This window comes from Desulfosoma sp. (assembly GCA_037481875.1).
In the GTDB taxonomy this organism is placed as follows: Bacteria; Desulfobacterota; Syntrophobacteria; order Syntrophobacterales; family DSM-9756; genus Desulfosoma.
Genome location: JBBFKY010000016.1, coordinates 1 through 18,824 on the forward strand (window position 1 = coordinate 1; position 18,824 = coordinate 18,824).

Annotated in this window: 12 protein-coding genes; 5 read left to right on the forward strand and 7 right to left on the reverse strand. The window is 52.8% G+C overall.

Translation table 11 applies throughout. The features are described 5' to 3' along the window. Positions 1-1,170 precede the first annotated feature (1,170 nt). Positions 1,171-1,545: an LSm family protein gene (locus tag WHS46_14595; protein MEJ5349905.1), complete on the forward strand. Its 375-nt coding sequence runs from the start codon at positions 1,171-1,173 to the stop codon at positions 1,543-1,545. A gap of 110 nt (positions 1,546-1,655) precedes the next feature. Here the strand turns inward: WHS46_14595 and WHS46_14600 are convergent, their stop codons facing one another. Then, positions 1,656-1,853, reverse strand: coding sequence for a hypothetical protein (locus WHS46_14600; GenBank protein MEJ5349906.1), 198 nt, complete (start codon positions 1,851-1,853; stop codon positions 1,656-1,658). 785 nt (positions 1,854-2,638) lie between these two features. On the opposite strand from WHS46_14600, the gene WHS46_14605 reads away from it, so the two are divergent. The 4 genes from WHS46_14605 (at position 2,639) to pepA (ending at position 8,462) form a co-directional block, all read left to right on the forward strand. After that, positions 2,639-3,082 (forward strand): YiiD C-terminal domain-containing protein, encoded by a 444-nt coding sequence (locus WHS46_14605; protein ID MEJ5349907.1) that lies wholly within the window; start codon positions 2,639-2,641, stop codon positions 3,080-3,082. Between the two features lie 393 nt (positions 3,083-3,475). Then, complete coding sequence (locus WHS46_14610) at positions 3,476-4,468, forward strand: hypothetical protein (protein MEJ5349908.1); 993 nt, start codon at positions 3,476-3,478, stop codon at positions 4,466-4,468. Beyond that, on the forward strand, positions 4,465-6,798 hold the full coding sequence (locus WHS46_14615) for a tetratricopeptide repeat protein (GenBank protein MEJ5349909.1): 2,334 nt from the start codon (positions 4,465-4,467) through the stop codon (positions 6,796-6,798). The genes WHS46_14610 and WHS46_14615 overlap by 4 nt, the downstream gene beginning before the upstream one ends. Positions 6,799-7,637: 839 nt before the next feature. Continuing rightward, entirely contained in the window at positions 7,638-8,462 is an 825-nt protein-coding gene (pepA, locus tag WHS46_14620; protein ID MEJ5349910.1) for a flocculation-associated PEP-CTERM protein PepA, read from the forward strand. 101 nt (positions 8,463-8,563) lie between these two features. Here the strand turns inward: pepA and WHS46_14625 are convergent, their stop codons facing one another. The 6 genes from WHS46_14625 to WHS46_14650 form a co-directional block, all read right to left on the reverse strand. Further along, positions 8,564-10,078, reverse strand: a complete 1,515-nt coding sequence (locus tag WHS46_14625; GenBank protein MEJ5349911.1) for a radical SAM protein — start codon at positions 10,076-10,078, stop codon at positions 8,564-8,566. A gap of 30 nt (positions 10,079-10,108) precedes the next feature. Next, entirely contained in the window at positions 10,109-12,433 is a 2,325-nt protein-coding gene (locus WHS46_14630) for an MMPL family transporter (GenBank protein MEJ5349912.1), read from the reverse strand. Between the two features lie 94 nt (positions 12,434-12,527). Then, on the reverse strand, positions 12,528-14,546 hold the full coding sequence (locus tag WHS46_14635; protein ID MEJ5349913.1) for a DUF1302 family protein: 2,019 nt from the start codon (positions 14,544-14,546) through the stop codon (positions 12,528-12,530). A gap of 11 nt (positions 14,547-14,557) precedes the next feature. Then, positions 14,558-15,379 (reverse strand): outer membrane lipoprotein-sorting protein, encoded by an 822-nt coding sequence (locus WHS46_14640; protein MEJ5349914.1) that lies wholly within the window; start codon positions 15,377-15,379, stop codon positions 14,558-14,560. A gap of 293 nt (positions 15,380-15,672) precedes the next feature. Next, positions 15,673-17,865 (reverse strand): ThiF family adenylyltransferase, encoded by a 2,193-nt coding sequence (locus WHS46_14645; GenBank protein MEJ5349915.1) that lies wholly within the window; start codon positions 17,863-17,865, stop codon positions 15,673-15,675. An 89-nt stretch (positions 17,866-17,954) separates the two neighbouring features. Continuing rightward, entirely contained in the window at positions 17,955-18,821 is an 867-nt protein-coding gene (locus tag WHS46_14650) for a hypothetical protein (protein MEJ5349916.1), read from the reverse strand. Between the last annotated feature and the right edge of the window lie 3 nt (positions 18,822-18,824).

The following is an 18,824-nucleotide window of genomic DNA, read 5'->3' on the forward strand; positions in this document are numbered from 1 at the left end:
AGTCATTGAGTCATTGAGTCATTGAGTCATTGAGTCATTGAGTCATTGAGTCATTAAGTCATTAAGTCATTGAGTCATTGAGTCATTAAGTCATTAAGTCATTGAGTCATTGAGTCATTGAGTCATTGAGTCATTGAGTCATTGAGTCATTAAGTCATTAAGTCGTTGAATGATTGAGTGATTGAGTGATTGAGTCATTGAGTCAGTAAGTCATTGAGTCATTGTGTCATTGTGTCATTAAGTCATTGAGTCGGCGAGTCATTAAGTCTATGGGCCGTTGGGTGATTGAGTCGTTAAGTGATTGAGTTGCTGAGTGAGCTGGCAATGATGGTAGGTGCCGCTTAGGCCCATGAAGGGCGGCTTCGACGATCTTTTCTGTCATCGGATTCAAGGCCATCTCTGTGCTCTCTGTGTCTCTGCGGTGCATTTTCATCTCGGGAGCGCTGGCAGCATGGGTCGATCAAACGCGTTACTTGGCTTCCTTTTAAGGGGGAAGGCAGAAAGCGCGTTGGCGAGGCGAAGCAAGTCAGGGTCGCGCGCCGGGTCGGCCGCGATGAGGGCGCGCAGCGTGTTGGTCTGGCCTCAGGCCTGTAGCACCACGGCCATAAGGAGGGTCCTCTGCCTGGATCCTTCGGGATCCGGTAGGACTCGAGCCATTGATGATAGAAATTGCTGAACCCCGATCGGGGATTTTTTCTTCTTGCTTATCGAATGAATATAGGACTGGACGATTGCGATGAATTGTATCTCGATGTCCGTAGTGTACCGTCATTATTCTACACTCCATCATGATTTTTCCCTTCCAATAACGTGTTTTCAGGGACTTATAGGACCAAAATCGCTCAATTTGGGCTTTTTTTGCGAATTAGTGACAAACTCGGAATAAGAACCCGCTAGACTAGGGGCGGACCTTGCAAAGGTTTGCGTGAATCCGCATGCCCACACCGTTTGCCCAAAATCGAATCCAGGCACGTTGGTTGCCAAGCTGCGTTCGATACCCTTGACACGGCACCGAAACCCGTGCTTTGGTACACACTGTCCATTGGTCAAAGGTGCCGGCGTCAGCCAAAGGCTTCACCCTTACAGGGGCAAAAAACGAATCGGCGCGACACAGTTTTTAAACCCTAAGAGCCCGTAACCATCCAGGACTCACGACTTCACGAGCTCCCCATGTCCGGGATTGTGGTCGAAAAAAAAGACGGCAAGACCATCATCACGGTGGTCCAAAAGGAATCGGAAAGGGACGGGGAAGACTCCGTACGCACCCGGTCATCGGAAACGGCTCAAGCGCACACGACCGGGCGACGCACGTTCCTTCATGATGTTCTCGGCCGCCGGCTGCTCTTTTATTTAACCACAGGAGAAGAAGTGGAAGGCATCTTGGACGGTTTTGACCATGAGTCTCTGCGCCTTGAAGACGCCTTTCTCTACGGTGAGAAAAAGGAATGGCGTGCGGATTGGATGATCGTGGAAAGACGCCAGCTTGTGACCGTGTCTCCAGCGGGACGTATACGCCGACGGCCCCCTTCCAATGATTCCCCATAAAATGAAACGATCGCTAATGAAGAAAGGTTTCAAGACTCTTTTGAAAGTCTTCCAATGATCGAGTCCGAAGAGCTCTTCTCTAGGGGGAAGCCATTGGACCTCTGTTTTTTTCAATTTTCGAGAGGGCGCGAAACTGTTGCCGAAACGTCTTCAAATCGTGCTCGAAGGGTTTCAAGGATGAGTGCCCGAGTCCCCTCCTGCAAGGTTCCCCGCCGAACGCCTTGCTGTATTCCCTGTTGAATTTCGGCGAGGCACCCCTCTTCGCAGCCTTTCTTTTTGGTCAGTTCACAGGCATAGAATTCCATCATGATATCCCTCTTGCGTAGGCAATTCGCGGGGCAGATCCTTGTCCAACAGCCCTGAAAGCAGTGTCTTACCGGTCAAAAGATCCGCCTTGTCACTTCCACCCAGCTCGAACTCATTAACCGGCTTCTTCGGCCGCACGAAAAACTTCCAACAAACCGCATTGTCTTTTGAGGACATTAAGAATCATCCCAAGGAAATAACCTGCCGATAGCTTTTTGTCGTAAAGAGGCTCCAAGGCAAATGCCTTGACATCATTGCGCACCCCATGGTTTTCTTCGCTCGGCCGAACCCATGACGCACCGCGCGTAAGAGACAAGGCACCTAGAGCTTGGGCGAGAACCGGCAATACCGGAGTGTTTTATGGCATTTCAGGGGAGGTTCGAAGCGACACCACGCCCCTTCGAGGTCAAACAGCATTTTTTAGCTGTAAGCAAACGGCGTGTCTTGCTTCGACAACCCGGAAAGGATGTTTTTCCGTGGCTGTAGGGGCGAGACGACGCCATGCCCCTCCAATGGGACACGGTGTCTTTTTCTGGGAGCGCGGATTTCCTACCTTCCGTTTGTGTAGGCGAAGCGCCCGCGGTCCTAGAGGAAAATGGGCGAGCCGCCGCCTCGCCCCAACAAGCGTGAAGGCGAACCCGCGCTCCTAGGGGGAAAATGGGCTCTCGATCACGTTTCCGGACAAAGCGCATGACAGACGATTCCCATTCACAGCACAACGGCAAAACACGGGCATGTTATAGGATACCCTCATGCACAACACTCGACACCTCAGGAGGAACCCCGCATGCAAATAGACGACATTCGGCGGCTTGTGGAAACGGCCATTCCCTTTGTCTCCCGATCCGGCCTTCAGGTTTTGGAAATGCGTCCCGGATACGTCAAGCTTCGCATGCCTTTTGACGGCAACCAAAACCATGTGGGCACCATGTACGCCGGAGCTCTGTTCACTTTGGGAGAAATTCCCGGCGGGGCCCTCTGTTACTGCACCTTCGATCCTCGCAAATATTTTCCGCTGGCCAAGGAAATCACCATTCGTTATCGAAAGCCTGTTACCACGGACGCCGTGATCGAGGTGAGTCTTACTCAGGCCGAAATAGCTCGTATGCAAAGGGACCTGGACACCAACGGTAAAGCCGATTTTCTTGTGGATGCCGACATTATGGACGCATCGGGAGAATCGGTCGCTACCATTCATGGCGTTTACCAAATTCGATCCGTAACCCTGTGACACGGCGCCTGCGACATCAGGCTGCCCTCAGGCCCAAGACCCAAAGATTTGCTGGGAAGATCCAAATTTTTAGAAGCCTGATCGAGAACGCGTTTCTTTTAGACGAGTTTGATCTTTGCAGGGGCGGTGCGACGCCTTGCCCCATCCTTGGCGGCACGGGATCCAACGATCAATGCGCGTTTTCGGAAAAGGTTTTAGAAGCGTGACCAAGAGCGCGTTTCTTTTAGAAGAATTTGGTGTTTGCTGGGGCAAGGCGGTGCCTGGCTCCACCCCCTTGGCGGCCTTCGCTGCACCGGTCGGGGAGTGTTCTCAGAAAGCGTTCTCGGTTCCCGAGCCATCCGCTCCAGGGTTCCAGGCTCCGAGTTCGCTTGAGCTTGAAGAGGAAAAGAGGTCGTGCCTCAGGCTTTGTGGCAGGTCATGTTCCGGCGGCTGAGCCGGATGATCTGCGTCCTTCTTGCATGTGTACCGCTTCATGAAGGCTTTTCGAACGTCTCGGAAGCATCCTGGATTCGAGGACCCGATACCGTGTCTTTGGCCGAAGAACGTTCCTTTGTCCCTTCCCCGAAGCCCCCGTATCGCCTCGTTTTCTATGACAACATGCGCCATCCCGTAACGGCCGAAAACGGGCTTCCAGCGGCTGTCTGGGCCCACTCAGATTTTTCGCCCCTTATCGCCGTGGATGCCAATCCATGGGTTGGGATCAGCGTCTTCAGAGCCACCTCGGCGGAATCGGCTCTCTCGGATCGCCTCTACGCCAATGTGCAGCTTCAACTCATTCTGGAAGAATACGAACGCCTGCAGCAACGAGCCCGCGAAATCCTGGAAGGATTGGGCTTAAATCTTTTGACGTCTTCCCCTGCAACAACCCTTTCCCCGAAGGCCCTGGCGGCTCTTGGCGATACCTTGCCGGCATCTTCTGTCGAAGAACCATCTTTGGAAGCGAGGCTAGCACGTCTTCGATCCATTTATCGACAGGCGGCGTTGGAGGAAGCGACCGCGATTCCATCCGAACCCGAGGCCTTATCCCCTCTTTTTCTTGCCATGACCGGTTCCCCGTCCTCAGCGAGCCCTCCATCCACACAAGGTGGGGAGTCGCGAAAACCCGAGGCCGCGTCCCATGCGGGAAGCGGGCCCATGACGGCTTCGGCGACTTCTTCGAGCGAAAAGCCCCCGCTTCCTGAAGCCCCTCCCTCCTTTGGACCGTATTATCCCGTAGCACGACCGATTCAGGAACAAGTTCCCTTACCCTGGATTTTTCGAGCCGGCCTTGCCATGCTACGCTTTATTTTCACGCACAAAACAGAAATCCTTGCAGGTCTTTTTTTCGCCTTTGCACTGTTTTTGGTGCTTGCGATCATCTTTTCCACCAGGAGAGAACGGCTGTGAAACCCATAACCAGGACAGCACCGTCATCGCGGCTTTTGGCGTGGAGTGTGCCTACAACCCTGGTGTTTTTTGTCCTTGCCTTCTTGACCACATGTGCCTCACGGCCTGAAGATAGGGCTCGAGAATTAGACCGGCGAGCCAAAACCGCTTGGGCGGAACATCGGTTCGCCGTCGCCCTGGCGCTCTGGGAAGAAGCTTACGGCCTCACTCCCGATGATACCACCCTGGCCCTGCGACTTGCCCAGGCTTACGGGTACAGGTCTCAATGGGACAAAGGCCTTGAACTCTGCCGCCATGTGCTGGATCGAGATTCCCGCCATCTGAAAGCGTGGCGCACTTTAGCGCTGTTAGCCATGGCCTCCGGCCATATGGACCAAGCTTTACGTGCCGTGGAAACTTTAAAGCACCTGGATCCAAAAAGCGCCGCTTCCCGATCCCTCAACGGGGATTTTCTTTTGCTTCAGGGGAACGCCAAGGGGGCGCTGCAATCCTACGAAGCCGCCCTGGATTTTTTAAGATCTGAAGAAACCTCGTCGGAACCTCTTGCGGAAAAGGAAACATTGCCGGGATTAACCGACCCGGATGCGAAAGGTGTGCTGCAGGCAAAAAAAGCGGCCTGCCTTATCGCTTTGGGACGTCGCACCGAAGCCCTTCACCTGGTGGGAAACCTGGCTGCGGGCGCTTCAAAAGATTCGCAGCTTTGGGCGCATCTAGGTCGCCTTTGGGAAATTCTTGGAGAAAAAGATCAGGCGATTCGCGCCTATGAAGCCGCCTATGATTTGAATCCCGGGGATCTTTCCCCTATGGTGCACCGGATTCGTCTGGCCCTGGATGACCATCGTCCACAGGAAGCCACCGAAGCTCTGGATCGATTGGAAAAAGACGGCGCTTCCACCGAAGTGGTTGGAAAACTTCGTCTCGAAGTCGCCCTGCGGGAAGGTCAATTGCAGGAAGCCGCTCGAGTGTTGGCGAAACTCAAGGCCAAAGGCGTCGTGGACACGGAAGTGCGGCTTCTGGAAGCCAAGATTCGACTCTTGGAAGATCGTCCTTTAGAGGCGCTTCTTATCCTGGAAAAACTCCTAGACCTGGAACCTCATATTCCCACAACCCATTACCTGGCAGGTTTGGCCCATCTTCGATTAAACCATATACGCTTAGCCCAAAAGTCCATGATTCGAGCTTTAGAACTGAATCCTGGATTTACGGAAGCCCGCCTGGTTCTAGCCGCTGGTTATTACAAGCTGAATGAAACGGAACCGGCTCGAGCCCATGCGGAGGCTCTGGCGGCACGGGAACCGGAAAATCCGGAGGCTCGAATCCTTTTGGCCCTGTGTGCCGCTGAAAAGGGTTTTGGGGACGAGGCGGCTCGGCATGTGCAAGCCCTTCGCCTGCTGAACGGGGATCCTCTGAGAACCTTTTCAGTGCAAACTCAGGTGCTTGCACACGCGGGGGAAACAAAACGAGCCCTAAAAACCGCTTTCAGTCTTTGGGAAAGCTTCCCTTTAGATGCCGATGCCGCCTGGCTTGCCGTTCGACTTTCGTGTCAAACAGGTCGAAGCGATGAAGCTCAGAAGCTTTTGGAACAAATTCGGGATCGTGGCGCCTCATCGTCGGTCTTTCAGGTTTTGACCGGAGATCTTGCGCTTTGTTTGAACCGAAAGGAAGAAGCACGAAAAGCCTATGCTCGAGCTCTGGAACTGGATGGCAGGGCGGCGTCGGCTTATCGAGGGCTGGTTCGGAGTGAAGAAGCTTCTGAAGAAACTCTGCGAAGAATTCTCGAAGACTTTCGAAAGCAGGTGCCTTCTTCGGTGGAACCCGTGACGGCCTTAGCGGACCTTGCCTTTCAAAAGGGGGACATGGCGACGGCCCGTAGCCTTTTGGAACGGGACCTGAGCGCCCATCCCGATTCAGCGATTTTGCTGAACAATTTGGCCTGGGTTTATTTGGAATCCGACCAATGCTTGGACAAGGCCCTGTCTTTGGCGCAACGGGCCTACGATCTTTTGCCTCATCGCGTGGAAGTCCTGGACACTCTGGGATATGCGTATCTCAAGAAAGGCCTGTCGGCCCGTGCCTTGTGGTACTTAAGCGAAGCCCGCAGCCGGGATCCTCAGAATCCCATGCCGGCTTATCATCTAGGGCTTCTCTATGCGCATCAAAACGACAACGACCAAGCCCGCCTGCATCTGGAAGCGGCTCTTCGCCTCGGGCTTCCAGCCGACGCCGCGGCCCACGCAAGCTCGCTTCTCCAAAACCTTTCGTCATCCCCTAGACTCGACACTTCGCTTTCCGAATCAGTTCCGCCTTCCAATCCTTTAACTTCCAAATAAAACGAACATGAGCGACACCTCAAGCCATCGACAAGACACGGTCTATGGTTTTGGCCGTAAACTGGCGATCCTGAATGTTTTTTAAACGGGTTCTTCAGTCTAGAGAAAAACTTTGAAGCTTTCCTGCATCCCGCCTTCAAAGGGCATGCGGCAGGGATCCTCGAAAACGAACACTTGGCAAGGTGGGCTCTCACAACCAGAGGTCTTGGGGTCTTCCGCGATCTCTTCGGGCCAGAGCGAACCCTTGGCATGGTAAAGCCCACAAAACTCCTCAACAGAAAAAAGGTCCGCTCGGCCAAAGAAACATGTGCAACCCTGTTCCTTCTTAGGAAGACTTTTGCACACAAAAAGTGCAACGTGTTGCACACTGCGTGGAAGATTTTGGAAGTCGCTCGGTGAGCAAGGCCTTGTTTCTCTAGTAAAAACGATAGAATAAACTATATCCCTTCTGATTGACGGCGTAAGCATGGTTCTTGCAATTTGGTTCGTGCAACGGAGCGGCCTGGCCCCAACAGGATGAAAATGCCATGAGAACGCTTTGGGTTGGAAGGGTTTTGGAAGCTTTGGAGACCCTAGAGGGCAGAAAGCGGTGAGGGAAGGGAAGACTTGGGGCGAGACAAAGGAAGCTTCTTTTTCGAGATTTTTCAGGGCTGACAGGTGAGGGAAAGAGGCAACAGCGATACGGGTGATTGAAAAATCCAGGATCATGAAAGGAGCGAAGCCATGGTGAAAAGGAGGGTCTTGATTCTGTGGTATGGAAGAGCGGATCCGTCGGCCGACAAGTCTGGGCGTTTGAGCAAGGGATGGTTTCTGGGTGCAAAACAAGAAGGAGTGAGTTTATGAAAAAGAGAATTCTGTTGTTGACCCTGTGTGCTTTGCTTATGGGGGGTGGTGTTGCCAACGCCCAGTTTTTTAATAACTGGTATTTCAATCCCTACGGGACTGGGTTTGGCGCGGCCATAGAGATTACAGAATATTTCGATCTTACCGGTATCGCTTACGTGGAAAACACGATAACCGGTTCTGGCCCGGCGGGAACTTTCACGGATCATGGAGTGTTCAAATCCTTCAGCCATGATGGTGGTTCAGGGTGGCCGAGCGACATCGAAATCACGGCAACCTTTGTGGCAACAGGAACCTTTACTGATTTAGCGAGCGGAACCTTCACCTTTGATCCAGGGGGCACGTTAGAGATCTATGCTGATCCTAGCCCCGACTATGGAACGCCCACTGACATATACGGCGCCAACAACGGGACTCTCATTGGCGTATGGACGCTTGTTTCCGGCGGAGGACAACTAGAGAATGCAGTACCTAACGGAGATATTTCCGTCTACTTTACGGCTACTTACTTGGCCTCGGATTATTGGTTTACGCCTTCGGGAGTCGACATGAGCACGCTCGCGCCACCTATCATTGCCATCTCTTTGGCGACCACGAATGCAAGCGTGACAGCGCCGAACTCTACAGTGGTGCCCGAATTTGGCGATTGGTTTGATCCGGATCCACCCGGCACTAGCAACCGGCCACTCCAATTGTGGATGAGTAATAACGGGCAATATCGTGTCGGCGTTGTGCCTGAACCGGCGACCATGCTGCTCTTGGGCTCTGGATTGGCAGGCCTTGCCGGCTTCGCGAAACGAAGAAAGTCTTCCAAAAAATAGGGCCATAAGACGCAGCCCTTTAAACTGCAGGAGCGGTGGACGGCTATCCGTTCCACCGCTTCTGTCGTTAACGAGAAAAAGACGATCACTCCCTTCCTCACTCAGCCCGAAAGCTTAGCCGGCTGTCTTTTGGACCCCATTCTCGACTCATAGAGAAAGCGGCGTAGAGTTGTATACCCGGTGATCTTTTGCAACCTGCGAAGCAGGATAAAGGATCGCCAGAGGGGTTGTTGGATTCTGCCTAGCCGGTAAAGGGTTGCAATGCATCGAAGGAGGGCAGGAGGGGTCTTTTCATCCTCGTCGTACATGTAGTAGTTGCTTTTTCTCATGGCCTGCCTTTTGGTCAAATCCTTGATGGTGTGCACATCGAGACCGTAAGAATCGGGCAAATGGGCCGGAAATAAGAAATTTCGCTTTTCCACGGCCAGAGAAGGAAAATCTTTTCTAACCCTTTCAGTAATAGGAGCCCCATTGTATAAACGGATGCCCACGGCCACGTTGATAAGATCCCAGGAAGCAGCCGCCTTTTCCATTGTTTCGAAAGTTTCCTGAAGGGTCTGGGTCGTTTCCCCCGGAGCTCCCAGAAGAAGGTACCATGTAACTGGAATCCCTGCCTTTTGCAGAAGCTCTCCGGTTCTTAAGATGTCTTTTTTTCGAAAATTTTTACCCAAAGATTCAAGCATGCGATCCGAGCCCGATTCGGCGCCCACGTCCACTTCGGTGAACCCCGCTTTCTTCATCAGTTCCACCAGTTCTTCGTCCACAGCTCCCGGATTCAGTCCCATGGTGCGGACTTGAAGGTGCAGTTGACGAGCGATAAGAAGTTTAAGAACATTCTTAGCGTGCGGTAACGGAATGTTGAACGTGCTATCAGTAAACTCCACACACCGGATTCCGGTTTTCTCAACAAGGAGAGCAATTTCGTCAACGACTCTTTCTGGTTTCTTCAAGCGATACGTTCGCCCTTCGATGCGATTGTACGTGCAATAGACGCACGCAAGCGGACAACCTCGTTTGGTCTGCACTTGTAAAGGCGAGTTGTATTGAAGATAGGGTTTAAGGTCTAAATAACGACTGGGATCAACCACAGGCAGGCTGTTTAGATCGCGCACTCTGGAAGGAGCATGCTCTACCACCGTGCCATTGCTGGATCTATAAATCAGCCCAGGGACGTCTTCCAAAGGTGCGCCGTCTCTGATGCGCCCCAAAAAGGACACCATAGCTTCTTCTCCATCCCCGGCAATGGCAAAGGGGACACCAAAAAACTCCAGCATCTCTCTCCCGTTGATTCCCAGGGCGGGACCTCCGAGAACAATCGGCCCTGAAAAAGACTGTTTGCAGGGTTCGATGACGTTAGTCTTTGTGGATTCCAGTAAAAACTGTGTCTGGAACCCTACGGAATTGTCGATATTGCGAACGCTGATACCCACCACATCGGGTCGATGTTGTGCGACCGCTTTTCTGATAGCTTCCGCCGGGTTGGAAGCAAAACAGAGATCGAGCACCGTAACATCATGACCGGCTTGTTCCACAGCGGCGGCGACACAACACAGCCCGAAGGGAATAACGGGCCAGGGCTGTTTGAAGGTATTGGAATTGATCAGTAAAACTTTCATAAAAAAACCCCTTTCGTTCTAGGATGAAAGTCAAAGTTTTGTGTTCGATATGTGACAAAGAACCCTCGGTTGACCGGATACCTGCAGACAAAGAATCAGTGCCGGAAGAAAAAGGAGATCCCCAGCAAGCGCACTGAGCATGATCATGACGCTTAGAAAGCCGAAATGGATCGTGGGAACAAAATGACTGAGCACCGAAACCCCGAAGCCGATCAAAAGAATCAGGGTGGACGAGGTCATAGCCTGTCCTTTGGTCAAGATACCAAACGACAAGGATTGTGACGGGGTTAAACCTGAACTTCGGTTCTCCACATAGACACCGATGAAATGGATGGTGTTGTCCACAACCATGCCGATGGCTACGGCGGCAATGATCGCTGTGGCCGTATTGAGGGGGATGTCTAGAAGCCCCATGAGGCCGAAATTAAGAGCCAAAGGGAACAGGTTGGGAATGAGACTAAGAAGCCCCAACTTCCAGGACCTCAAGGCTATGATCATAATGGGCCAGATCACAAGGATCGCCAAGGCTAAGCTTTGAGTCTGACCGCTGACCAAGGCCTCTGTGGTGTTCACTCCATGGACGGCCCGACCGCTCAGCCGAACGGTCACTCCTTCCGGAGCCTGGGATTCGGCAAATTCCCTCATACGTTGGAGGATTTCAGCCTGAGCGCTTGAACGGTGTTCGGAAAGACGAAAGGTCACCCGGGCATGGCTGTAAGAGTCGTTGACGTAGGCTTTGAGGTCTTTGGGATCGTAAAGCAGGAGGTACTGAGCGATGAGATCACGTTTTTCAGGAAGGCGATAAAAATCGGGATGCTCTTGATGAAAAGCTTTGTTCATATCTTTTAAGAAATCCACCAAAGAAAGAGACGTGTCGACACCGTCCAAAGCTTTTCCTCGTGCCTGAAGAGCTTCCAAGTAGCGCAATAGACCGGGATCCTTGAAAGCATCTGTTTTGTGGGCGTTGACCGACACATCAAAGGAACCGACGCCCGCCAGATTCTGCTCAACAAAGGTGAAGGACCGTCGCAAAGGGTCTGAAGGTTTAAAATAGTCAAGCAGATTGGTTTCTACCCGAATTTTTTGAGCCAGAAAGGCACCGGCGAGCATAAGGAACACACCTCCGGTGACAAGGGTCTTGGGGTGGTTGAGAACCAGTCGACGCGTCGCTTCAAGAATCCACATCATGGTCCTTTTTTCCCGGTCCTTTATGTAAAGGTTTTCCGGCGGAAAAAGCAGGATCAAAGGGGGAAGGAGCACAAAGGCGAAGAAGAACTCGAAAACCATCCCCAGAGACGCGGTCCACGCGAAATCACGAATGGGAGGAATGGGGCTGACAGCCAGGGACAGAAACCCCACAAAGGTGGTCAGTGTCGTGAGAAAAGACGGGCGGATGACCCGTGCAAGCACAGAGTTCAGGGCTCGGCGCCGATCGTTTCCTGCAGAGTGCAGAACGTTTATCTCCAGGTGGCTAAAGATATGAACCGTGTCGGAAAGGGAAAGGGCCATCACAAGGGGAGGGACGATGACCGTGACATTGTGCAAGGTGATTCCCGCCATGGGAAAGAAACCCATGGTAGCCGTCAGGCAAGCGGAAATGTTCAAAAGGGCCAAGAGGGTAAGCTGAAATCTTCTGAAGATCCAATGAATCGTAAGACCGATAAGAAGGTATGTGATGGGAATGAAACGAAAAAGGTCGTCCTTCATGTACTGACTCAAACTGACGTTCATAACAGTCCAGCCGGCCAGATGAAATGAGGTCCCGTCGCTTCGGTACGGTTCAAGAATCCTTTCGGTTGCAGAAAGCAGGCGTTTTCGATGATCGGGATCTTCAGGACGGTCATCCGGAAAGACGACGATGGCGGTAGTGGTTGCGTCTTGGGATAGGATCTGGCGCACATAGAGAGGGTTGGACAGGGCGCGGGAACGCAGTTCTTGAAGTGCCTCCTGGGATTCCGGAATTTCTTCAAGGAAAGGGTGGACTTCAAAAAAACCTTCGCCGCCTCGAGTCTCGTTCACGTTGGCAAGGCTCAAGACCTCGCGCACCCCGGGCAGGTTTTCCAGCTTTTCCGTGACCTCCTTGATAAGCTGCAGGTTTTCTTTGGAAAAAAGGTCAGGTTTTTGAAACGCGATCACAAAAAATTCGTCGTTTCCAAAGACTTTTTTGAGCTCTTCGTAGAAGAGCGTGTCCGGATGATCTTCCAAGGTAAAGTAATCGACGTTGTTGACGGTTTGCACAAACGGTGCGAAAGCGCCAAAGCCGAAGGCGACGAGAAGGCCGAGTCCCAGGCACAGTCGGGATCGACGCGTGACAAAGTCAGGAAGCTTATCCAAACATCCCATGATGCGCGGCATGGAACCTGAAAATCCTTTCCTTCGCGGCCGTCGGCCTGGCCGGCTAAGTGCGTTCATGGCAAAGCACTCGAGGGCGGGCCGCGTTGAGGTAACGCTAAAAATCGTATCGGAGGGTCACGTAAGCTTGGTCGTTATGGCTGTACGTCCCGAGAAAGGTATCGGAAGGACCGGCGAAAAGGTTTAATCCGGCCGAGACGGCAAGGGGGGCGAAACGGCGGTAAGTGAGTGAAGGATTCCAGGTGCTTCCGCCGTCGGTGAGCATAATCATTCCACGTAAGCGTGCTTCCAGGTCACCTCGAAGGAAATCCTTTCGAATTTCTCCATTCAGGGACACGTTATGCCGTTTGAAATAAAGAACGGAGTCGTCATAGTCCAAAAGCACCTGATGGCCAAGCTGGAGGTTGGTGTACCAATCATGAGGCCATGTGCGGTCGATTCCCGCCACGGAAAAAAGAATCCGCTGAGTCACGGAAGTGAGATCGGATCTGAGGAAAACAGCATGGGAAGACAAGGCTGTTTCTCCGCGGAATCCGAAGGGCCCGAGCACGGTTTCCCATTCGAAGCCGAAGGTATGCGTCCTCTGGTAATCCACGGTCACATTCCCAGGGACCAACGTCCCCTGGAATGTCGCTTTGATTATTTCGTCGGGATCGAAGGACCCGTTGCTGCGAATGCCCTTGACCGGAAAGCTCGTGATAAAAGGCATGGGATTCCATGCGTAAAGGTAGCTTGCGGCCAGATCCCAGCCGGAAAGAGTGATTCCGGTGCGTAAGCCCCACTGTGTATTTCGAAACGTATGGGACGGTTCGTTTTCGTCGATTCCCACCGATGCCACGGCTTTTTGAAGCGGTGCCGGCAGCGGAGCCTTTTTGAGAACTTCCCGTGTGTGGCGAAAGACGGCCCAGTCGGTTCCGAAAAAGTCGATATCCGCCGGTTCAAAAAACGGAATGGCGACAACTTCGAAAGATAGAGGCTCACGAAGGAAACGCACACGGGCCATCCAATTGGGGATTTTTCTTTCTTCCAAAGTTGGGACGAGGAACTGCCTGAGGTCCTGCGGGTTCACGTTGTCCACGGGGCTTAGCTGGTCGGTTTTTCCCCATCGTATGATTTGCTTTCCTAAGCGAAGTTCCCAAGGCCCCTTGGTTCCATGGAAATAGGTCTCGTAAAGCTTAAATTCATGATCGTTCCAATCCCTATGAGGGCCGAACCAAAGGGTGTCCGATTCCCCCGAGACAAGAACATGGCTGTTTTGCAGAGGTGTTTCCAAGGGAAGCTTTGATTCCAGCCGAACACGGTTTCGAAAGGTTTGAGTGTGTTCAAAGGAGTCATCCTTTTTGAGGTCCAGGCCACCCGTAACTTCAAGGAAGCCTCGAAAACGTAACCTTTCAAGGGCATTTTTCGGGGCCTGTTCGGGTGCGGGTTCGTCTGTGGAAACGTGAGACGCGTTTTCGACCGAGTTGACAAATGAGGCAGTTTGCGTTGTCGGGACCGTTTGCCGGGTTTCCAAGGAAGATTCACCGGTGGCAAAAGACACTTGCGTATTCTTGTTCGGGCCATGATCGAAAACGGGTGATGGATTGCCGGGCGGCGAAGAGCAAGAAAGGATGCTTGAGGATTTGGGGACGGGATACGGCTTTGCCTCGTTTTCTTCGAGAGGGGATTCAAAGACTACATGGATCGCAGAGGACTCCTTTTCCACTCGGTATTGAAGCGGTGTGCCTTTTTTCAGGAAAAAAGTGTAGTGTAAGTGATCCGGGTGACGAGAATAGGTGATTTTTTCGATGCGACGATCCAGAGAAACCGGAACGGTTCCATCGGTGAGCCCGGGCGATTCTCTCGAAAAGTAAAGATCTACCGTAAAACGCCGAGGGGCTTCCAAAAAAGATGTTCGAACCAGCGACGCAGTCTCCGCCGATCGAATTTCGAACCGGGTCTGGTGCATGGAGACATGAAGCGCATGTTGGACGGAGCCTTTGTCCTGAGCGGCAATGCTCATGGAGGCCATGAGGATGAGAAAACTCGCAGCCATGACCACACTGGGCACCAGGAGGGACATCGAAGACTTAAGCCGTCTCGAAAGGTGAAACGGGACGTCCGCGGCGCCTTTCACCGGATTCTCCTTTACCATGCTTCAAGAGCCCGGACTGTAAAGGAATTGTCGTCAAGCCCGGTATTGTAGTTGATGCTCAGGGTTTTCAGAATGGTTCGATGGCCGTCTTTAAGGTTTTCCATGACGACCTCCATTTCCGTCCAAATCCCTTGCACCTGCTTGAGATTTCGAACTGTGTAGGTCTTAATGTGCTCTCCCTTCTTGTCCACATACTGGATCCGCATGGGTACCCAAATTTCCTTGGCGGCCCAGACTCGCACCATGCCGTACTGGGATGGTGGAGTTTCCAGAGGAGTGGATTCCAGGATCCAGCAGGGAACATCGCCCACGGTTTCTTCACCGATCACCCGATGTTGGGAAGCCTCCACAGCCCGACGCTCCAGGTCTTCATAGCTGAAGTCCGAATTGACGAAACTTTGAGATTTTTGAGCCGTCGCGATGCGTCGGCTTCTCTTCAGTGCCGGTAGATAAAGGAACTGTTCGGTATCGCCGGGTTTCGCTTCGAGAACGAGAAAGCCTGTACCTTCAATATCCGCAGGTGAAAGAAATCGAATCAGAGACTTTCGTGCCGAACCATCGGTTTTGACGGAGACTCGAAGTCGTCGCACCCTTTCGGAGCCGCCGGCACTCAGAAGAACCATTTCCGCTTCCGTGACGGAATCTCGACCTACGTCGCGATCGAAAATACGTTGCGCGATATCCTTGCCATCAGGCATTTGCGCCCCACAAGGGCAAGGCGCCAAAAGAACATAAATGACGAGAAACCATAGGATGAAGGCGGCACAGCAATAAGGCTCTTCAGCGTTTTGTCTTTGTCGAAAAGGAATCGTCATGGTTGTCAACCCTTTCGCTGGAAAGCCAAAAACTTGTCCATGAACTCACAATGCCAAGGTTTTCATGTCGTTTCAAAGACGGGCGAGCGCCGTCTCGTTCTTAGGAACCTGAATGTCTATTTTTTCTTGGGGCGCGGGTCTTTGGCCCGCACGTTTTACGGAAGGGACGCCTGCGCTCTCAGGGTCATTCCACTCCCGAACAACCTTCTAGGCCGCATAAGGTTAAGGGTTATTTTCCTTGGGGTGTTCAAATCAAGGAACCATGTTCTCACCAACTTCGGTAAAACCACCGGTCATGTGCCGCCGTGGTCCGTTTCACGAAAAACCGGTGGGCGCCTGCGAGTGGGCTCTTCAATGGGGGCGGCCCAACCCAGCCGGAAAAGGAGCACATGAGCCCGGTTAAAAAAATCCACATGGGGAAAGAGCGCCTCATAGCCGGTAAAAACCCGTTCTAAAAGCCTTTGATGCCTGGGTTGGAACGGATGCATCCCTTGGCGTTGGTAACGGGTCCAAAAAAGCGGGACGGCGGCCATGGGCTGAAGGGATAGGTTCCATGCCGTGGCCGTGAGCCAAAGGCGTTGCAGGGCACGCCCCCCCTGAAAGTAATGAGTGGGAGTCGTTCCGGAAACGGTCAGCAACGCGCAGGCTCCTGCATGGCGCACGCTTCGAGCCGTATGAGCGGCCACAACCCGGGATATGCCAAGCCGGTTCAAAACCTTCATGACCCCCCAAGGACGGGTGAGCCTGAGGAAAACTTCACCGGCACGTCCGGCTTCCAGATTTTTGAGGGGGAAACCGTCTCGTGTGGTGAGCACTTCTTCCTTACGGTAACGAATCATGCGATGAAGATGTTCATGAAGACGTCGATCTTCCAAGCGGATACGATCCGCCTGAAAGACGACTCGTGCCAATTTGTTTAAGCTCTTTCGATCCAAGACCCAATGGAGGCAAGAGTCCGAAAAATCCGCAATCGAGGCTTCCAGAACTTCTCGAATGACCGGCGAAAGAGGCGAGCGCTGGTAAAGTTTTCGATTGGTGCATCGTTTCCAAAGAACCTCGCTCAGTGGGTCTTCGTCAAGGGAAGCCCGTTCAAAGCGAAGTTGGGCGACGTGAAAAGGATCCTCGGGATCAGGAAAAGGTTCCACATGGGTGGATAGGCCAAGGCCGGTGGCGGCAATACGAATATTTTCGGCGACAGCCCCAGCGGAAATCACCGAAGCGATTTGATCGACGTTGAAAAAGGATTGATCTTTTTTGGGGTCGATAAAAATTCCAATCTTTTCATTGGAAACCGAAAAAAACCACGGCTGAGCGTTGTCACCCGACGGTGCCTGAACACCGGCTTCCAAAAGATAGTGAAGCACTGGTTCACTCAGAATAGGGCTTGAGGAGGGGGATGGGAAAGGTTTTTCCGGTCGAGGCCGACAATCGGGTCGAGGTGTTGTGATGAGGCGGGGAGGACAAAAGAGCCGTCGAAGAAAAGATCGAGCCATCAGAGCACCCGTCGGCCCTTTGGGCTGTGGTTCTTGGAAGCCATTGGGACCGTGCTTTTTGTGCAAGTGCCCCTGAGCAGGCGGCGCATCAGCTGAAGCATCTTCAAACCCGTCTTCCAAGAGAACGTGTTTGACGAAAGCTGTTTTGATGCGCTGCGAAGGATTGCGGTTGCCTCCGTGAAGCCGGCCTTGTCGCAATGTCCATGTGTAGGGGTCGATCTGAAGGTAGGAGGGAACAGGCCGGATGGGACCTCGCCCCAAAAGGATCTTAAGGGCTTCCGTGGCCGCAGCACCGGCGCATAGCATGCAGGCTGAAGCAATGGAAGGCCCCGTCTTTTCTCGAAAGCTCACTCGGCTGGTGTCCATATAGGCCAAATGGGTCGGGCGAGGCGCCAATCCCATGGCAAACCGAAGCAATTGGTCTTCTTCGGAAAGACCTTCGTGAATATGAAAATATTCGTCAAAGTTCATGCCTTCATGAGGGGAAAAAACCAAAACGGCGGCGCTGAATCCCAAAGGACCTGCAGTCACCACATGAAGGCCGAGTTCTAAAGCCCTGTTGAAAAGCAACCGACGCATGGTGAAGTTAAAAAAATCCAACCCGTCCAAGACCAAATGAGCTCCCGAGAGAAAGGAGTCAAGATTGGATTCGGTGAGTCCTTCGGGAAAGGTTTGAAGCGTCAGGTATGGGTTGATGGCCAGTGCCTGCTCCACCATGACCTCCAGCTTCGAACGTCCGAAGGTGGCGACCGTGGCCCCTGCCTGGCGGTTGATATTGACCGGTTCGAAAACATCGTAGTCCGCCAGATGAAAACGTCCCACCCCCATTCGAGTCAATGTCAGCAGATGCAATCCACCGACACCTCCCAGCCCGGCGATGGCCACACACGACCGATGGAGCAGCGCCTGTTCCGTAGGGGTCACCAAGCCCAGGTTACGGCGGAAAGCTTGGGTGAAGTACTCGCACGAAACGTCTGGCATGGCTTCACTCACAAGGTTATGGGGCTCCTCGAATGACCGTAAGTACTTGCTGATCCTAGAGCATGAGGATCGGCGTGACAAGAGGGAAACGCTTGAGAGGGTCAGTGAAGGCGCAGGGAGTTGCAGGAACAGAGGTAAGCGACGTTTTTTCTTTGCGTGGCATTGAGACCCTCGAGGGCGGAAGGTTCGTGAGCGAGGCACTGAAGGATTTGGTTTCCGGAAAGAGGGCGTGGTGGAGGGTCCAGGTGGCGGCGTACGTGAGTCCAGCCCGTGGCGGCTTCCCAGGTTTCGGTGAGGAAATGATATACGGAGCGCTTCAAGGCCAGGTTTTGAAGAAGCTTTTGAATACGCTCAGGGAAGGTTACAAGATCGGCCCGAAGAGCTACCGCCGGCGCGTTCACGAAAGGATAGGGGCGCACAGGACCCAGATCTTCAAAAAGAAAAATGGAGCGATAAAAGTCCGCATGGCGAGGGTTCACCATAATGCAAAAATCTGTGACGCGCTTTTTCAAAGCATAGCCGTAAGCGGCTCGAACAAGAAGCATGAAAAGACTTTGCAGGCAATAACTACGCCGCACAGCCAAAGCGCTCAGTTCCGCAAGACGTCGGCCTTGACGGCGCAGGGTCTTCAGTTCTTCACCATAGACTTTGTCCATGGGAAGTCCGTAAAGATCCGTATCCAGAACAATGGTGAGTGTACCGACGGTTGTGGCGCCGTCTTGAAGAAGAAGGGTCAGGGAAGTGGGAAGTAAATGGTGCAGACGATAGATCATGCCGGAAGAGGTGGGCCGAGGAATGTAGCCCTGCCGAAGGTATTCATCGTGGACGAGTGAAAAGGCTTCCTTACGTTCCTGCAAGGTTTCGGCCCACTTGAGGGTCAACCGATCCTGCCACGCCGGATCCAATAAAAGGTAACGTCCCCGCCTGATATAAGCCAGGTGACGTTGCTCTAAGGCTTTTTCGGCCACGTG

Excerpts from the sequence above, each read along its gene's own strand:
- WHS46_14625 (MEJ5349911.1), bottom strand. The coding sequence starts at position 10,078 with ATGAAAGTTTTACTGATCAATTCCAATACCTTCAAACAGCCCTGGCCC.
- WHS46_14595 (MEJ5349905.1), top strand. The coding sequence starts at position 1,171 with ATGTCCGGGATTGTGGTCGAAAAAAAAGACGGCAAGACCATCATCACG.
- WHS46_14630 (MEJ5349912.1), bottom strand. The coding sequence starts at position 12,433 with ATGCCGCGCATCATGGGATGTTTGGATAAGCTTCCTGACTTTGTCACG.
- pepA (MEJ5349910.1), top strand. The coding sequence starts at position 7,638 with ATGAAAAAGAGAATTCTGTTGTTGACCCTGTGTGCTTTGCTTATGGGG.
- WHS46_14640 (MEJ5349914.1), bottom strand. The coding sequence starts at position 15,379 with ATGACGATTCCTTTTCGACAAAGACAAAACGCTGAAGAGCCTTATTGC.
- WHS46_14600 (MEJ5349906.1), bottom strand. The coding sequence starts at position 1,853 with ATGATGGAATTCTATGCCTGTGAACTGACCAAAAAGAAAGGCTGCGAA.
- WHS46_14605 (MEJ5349907.1), top strand. The coding sequence starts at position 2,639 with ATGCAAATAGACGACATTCGGCGGCTTGTGGAAACGGCCATTCCCTTT.